Raw genomic sequence first — 5352 nt, 5'->3', positions numbered from 1 at the left:
CGTGACCCGAGCCCGGTAGTCGTCCGCACCGATCCGACGAGCGAGCGCCTGCGCCTGCACGCTACCGCCGACCGGCACTGAATCGAATGTCATGTCGACCGTGACCTCGGTCGCTGCCGACGAGACACCGGGCAGATACGCCGTCCGCAGTGCGCCACCGGCCGTCAGCCGGAACACACCCGATCCGTCCACGGCGTAGTTCGATGCCGCATTGGCCAGCGACCACGCACCGCCCAGGTCGGACGTCCCGAGACCGCTCGGGAGCGTCCGTCCGAACGAGTCCGTCGCGAGGACACTCGGCCCGACCGGTGCTTCGACCGTCACGTCGTGCGCGATGGTCCCCGTCGCTCCGACGTTGTCCGTCACGGTCAGCGTCACCGTGTACGTGCCGGCCTCCGCATACGTGTGAGTGGCCGATGCACCGGAACCGTGCGCAGTACCGTCACCCCAGTTCCAGTCGTACGACGCGATGGAGCCGTCGGAGTCCGTGGACCCGCCGCCGTTCACCGACGCAGCCAGACCGTTCGCGGTCGAGGTGAATGCTGCAGTCGGCGCGACGTTCGCCGGAATCGGGGGGACCACGACGAATTCCGTCTTGGTCGCCGTGACGCCGTCATTGTCGGTCACCGTCAGCGTCACCAGGTATGTGCCGGCCTCCGCGTAGGTGTGTGTCCCGGTCGCAGCCGAACCGTGCGCGCTTCCGTCGCCCCAGTTCCAGTCGTACGAAGCGATCGTCCCGTCCGAGTCGACCGAGGTCGAGGCATCCACAGCGACCTTCAACGGTGTCACCGAGGAGGTGAATGCCGCAGTCGGGGGCACATTCGCCACCGTGACCACCTCGGCGGTCTTCTGCGCCGTGCCGGCGCGATCGTCCGTCACCGTCAGTGTCACCGTGTACGTGCCGGCGGTCGCATAGGTGTGGGTGGCTGTCGCTCCCACACCGTGCGCACTGTCGTCACCCCAGTTCCAGTCGTACGAGGCAATCGTTCCGTCCTCGTCGGTGGATGCCGAGCCGTCGACGTCGACCTTCAGCTTGGACACCTGCGACGCGAAGCTCGCAGACGGCAGCTTGTTCGCCGGAGCGCCCTCGCTGCCCAGGCTGTAGTGGTCTGCGACGGTCGCAGGAGAGAGCACCGACGAGTAGACGGCGACCTCATCGATCGTGCCGGCGAACTCGTTGCCGCCAGGTCCCCACGTCACGTCGCCACCGACGTGCCAGTAGCCCGTGTAGTTCTCCGCTGCCGTGTTCGGGTTCTCGCCGACGAGAGCGCCGTCGACATAGAGCCGCATGCCCGCAGGCCCCTGGGTCGCCACGACGTGGTGCCACTGGCCGTTGTTGTACGAGTTGTCCGAGGTGACCATCACGGTCTGCCCCGTATAGGCACCGAAGACGAGCCGCCCGGCATCCGTCATGTAGACATGGCGGTCATAGCTCGACGAGTTGCCCGTCGCGCCATTGCCGAAGCCGATGATCTTGCCGCCGGACGACGAGGTGGTCTTGAACCACGCCTCCGTCGAGTACACCACCGGATTCACGAAGGACTTCTGGCTGATCAGCTGTCCGCCCTCGAAGGTGGTCGACCCGCTGGTCACTCCGTCGAGAGCTCCAGTGGCGACCTTCGTGTGAGCACCGAAGTACGAACCGCGCTGCGCCGAGCCTGACGAATCGGCCGCAACGGTCCCGGATGTCTCGTCGAGACGCCAGTACAGAGTCGGTTCTGCCGCGTAGACAGCCGCGCCGTATCCGTCACTGGGCGGCGTGGATCCCTCGAGCGTGCGACCGGAGGCCACGTAGTGCTCCTGGACCTGCGTGCGGGAGAGAGCGCCGTTGTAGATCGCGACCTCGTCGATCGAGCCGTTGAAGAACTGGGAGCCCGACCACGTCGAGTCGCCGCCGATGCGCCAGTAGCCCGTGTAGGCCTGAGCCGACGTCGTGTCGGAGCGCTGCGCGACCTTCACGCCGTCGATGAACAGCTCCATGCCGTCGGTCGGATCGAGCGATGCGACCACGTGGTGCCACGTACCGTCGTTGTACGCGTCCGATGAGGTGACGATGCGAGAGGCATTCGGGTAGACGCCGAAGTTCACTCGACCGCTCTGGTCCATGTAGACATGACGGTCGTATGCGGAGGAGGTCCCGGTCGGGCTGTTTCCGAATCCGACGATCTTGCCGCCTTCGGTGGTCGTGGTCTTGAACCAGGCCTCGATCGCGAACTTCTGCGGACCCTCGATGGCCGTCTGCGTCGTGGCGAAGCCCGTGTTCGTGCCGTTGAAGCTCGATGCCGGAACGGATGCCGGCGTCAGAGCGCCGTCGACGCTCCTGGTCACGCCGTCGCGTACAGCGAGGTCACTGGAACCTGCCCAGTCGATCGACGAGGAGCCCGAATCATTGAGAGGCCAGTAGCTGGTAGGGGCGTCATCGAGCACCGCCGTCGAGTAGGCCGGCATGACCCCCGCACCGTTCACCGTCGCGGTGATGATGTTGCTCCACGCCACGTTGCCGTGGGCGTCCTCTGCTCGGACGCGATACGTGTGCGTGCTGCCCTGGACGAGCCCCTTGTCGATGAAGGAGAGTCCGGCCAGACCCCAGTCGGCCGACTTCGACCGTGCTGTGGTGGTGTAGATCGGCGACGCGTTGGCGCCGTCTCTGATCAGCTTGTACTCGAGGAACTCGTTGTCACGATCCCAGTTGAGCGGCCAGCTGACGCGCATGGTCCCCTGGGCGATCGAGTTCGCCGACGGCACCCAGGTGCTGCTGCTCAGGCGAGGGCCATCGCTGTTCGGCGCCTTCGAGGTCGTCGCGAATCGGACGAGGCCCTGCTGGAGCTGGTTGTTCACGCGGGTGAACTCACCCGCCATGACGACATAGTCGGTGTTGCCGGTGACGTTCCAGGGACCCTGGTTCGCACCGCTCACCGAGCCCGTGTTGAACGTCGGGTACCAGTGGAGCAGACGAGGAGCCGGGTTTCCGCCCCAGTCGTAGTATCCGTAGCCGAGGCCGTACGGGGTGGTGCGCTCGACGGAGTTCGAGAAGGCGACACCGCGGTAGAACGTCCAGGGCTCGCTCTGCGGGAACCCGTCGACCAGGCTGCCGCAGTAGTGGGAGTGGCCGGCGCCGTACACGACGTCGGGAGTCGCGTAAGCGCTGTAGGTGTCTCCGTGGCAGTCCTCGACCCAGGTCAGACCGCCCGTCGCCCAGTCGCTCTTGAAGATCCCCTCGAGGTTGCCACCGCCGCCGAAGTGGTAGCCGGTGCCATAGAGGTTGTCGCCGTCGGTCGTCAGCGACCAGATCGCGGCGTCGGGGCCGCCGTTGCGGACGATGCTGTTGGCCGCGAACGGCAGCAGCCCACCGGTCGTCGCATCGACCAGAGCCATGCCGTATCCGGGGTTCGACGAACCGTTGACCGTGGTGAAGTGCCCGGCCAGCGCGACCTTGGTGCCGTCGCCCGAGACCACGACGTCGTTGCCGCGGTTGTCGAGCTGCGGGGCCCAGGGCAGCAGCGCGCCCGAGGAGCTCACCGCAGCGGCTCGCACTCGGTCGTTGCTGGCGACCCGGCCGAAGATGCCGGTGAAGTACACCGCGGAGTTGGTGGCGGTGATCGCGCGCACCGAGGCGTTCACGCTCGGGGCCCAGGATCCGACCAGCGTCCCGGCGGGGATGTCGAAAGCCGCGACACGGTTGCGCGTGGAACCGTTGACCGCGGTGAAGTCGCCGCCGATGTAGAGGCGCTTGCCGTCGGGGGATGCCGCGATCGACCGCACCTGACCATTGACGTTCGGGGCGAACGACGTCATCGCGCCTGTGCGGATGTCGTACGCGATGACGTTGTTACGAGCGACCTCGTTGACGCCGGCCGCCGCGCCCGCGGGCCGGGCCGTGGCGAACTGACCGGCCGCGTAGACGGTGTTGCCGACGATCACCTGGTCCCAGACGATGCCGTTGACCTGCACGGTCGGCAACGCGTCGGTCGTCACCGTCGACGGCACGTTCGGCTCGACGGGCGCAGTGTCGGCGTTGGCGGCAGCTGGCGCGAGCACCAGACCACTCGCGATCAACGCGGTCACAGCGAGCGTCGTACCGAACCTCAGTCCGGACGCCTTCTTGTTCCCCAGAAAATTGCGCAGAACACCCATGTGCTCGCTCCCCAAATTCAATGCACTCGAAGAGTGCTCCCCAGTACCCCAGATGCTGCATCCGCCAGTCTTCGCGAACCCCTTCACGCAAGACGGCTAAGTGTGCAGCGATCGCCAGAATACCGGAATGTCTGTATGCCGTCTATAGCGACCACAGATGTTTCTGGTAATGGGCGCAGCAAAAGATCCGCGGGGCGTCGGTGACGCCCCGCGGATCCGGGTTCTGCGATCGGCGGTGCCGGGTCAGGGGACCGGAACGGCCCTGATGCTGCCCAACGACACGGTGTAGGGCACGTTGGTCGTGCCCGAGCCGAGGTACGCGGCGACGCCGACGTGGCCCGCGGCCTGCAGCGCGGCGGTCGCATCCGTCGTGCTCACCTGCCAGGCGGCGGGTTCGGTCGTGCCCGTCTTCCACACCTTCGCGCGGATCGTGGTCGGATTCGCACCGAACGCCTGCACCCGCACCTGCAGCTCCTCACCGGCCGCGAGCGTGAGCCCCGCGATGTTCGCCGCGGTCAGCGTCGTCGCCGTGCGCTGCACCTGCAGCTGCACCGCACCGTTCGCCGCGATCACGACACGAGCCCGATAATCCTCAGCGCCCACCCGACGCGCGATGAACGACGTGAAGACACTGCCGCCGACCGGCAGCTCGCTCACGGTCATCGCCGCGGTGAGATCAGTGGACTCCGATGAGATCGATGCGAGATATGCAGCGCGCGTCGATCCAGCTCCGACGGCGATCTTCGCCGCCGCACCGTCGACCGAGTACGCCGACAGCGACGTGGTCGAGTACGACCACGCGCCACCGGTGGCGGCCGAGCCCCAGCCGTTGACGCCCGTCCGGTCGAACTCGTCCACCACGAGCGGAAGAACGGGCTCCGGCTCGGGAGCAGCGACGGTGACGGTGTTCGTGACGGTGTGAACACCGGCTCGGTCATCGGTGACCCTCAGGGCGACCGTATACGTGCCGGCCGCGGCGTAGGTGTGCGACGCCGTTGCACCGGTGCCGACCGCGCCGTCTCCGAAGTCCCACTCCCATGACGTGATCGAGCCGTCGGAGTCGGTGGAGCCCGACCCGTCCACACTCAGAGCGAGAGCGTTCGCCGACGAGGTGAACGACGCCACCGGGTTCGCATTGGGCGGCGGCACGACCGTGCCGGGGATCTTGGCGACCAGGTTGTCGAACCGCACCAGGAACGGCACGTTCGATACTCCGGA

Annotated in this window: 2 protein-coding genes; both read right to left on the bottom strand. The window is 66.9% G+C overall.

Annotated elements, in window-relative coordinates; genetic code table 11:
• The coding region (locus tag QRN21_RS17960; protein ID WP_285365575.1) for a PKD domain-containing protein at positions 1-4134 on the bottom strand (4134 nt) is incomplete at its 3' end.
• Positions 4135-4377: 243 nt separating this feature from the next.
• Positions 4378-5352, bottom strand: a 975-nt coding sequence (locus QRN21_RS17955; RefSeq protein WP_285365573.1) for a PKD domain-containing protein, incomplete at its 5' end; no start/stop codon positions are given.

Origin of the sequence: Microbacterium sp. LMC-P-041 (assembly GCF_030209555.1) — a bacterium.
GTDB lineage: Bacteria > Actinomycetota > Actinomycetes > Actinomycetales > Microbacteriaceae > Microbacterium.
Note: the sequence above shows the minus strand (reverse complement) of the source record. Positions and strands in the feature narration are given on the sequence as shown.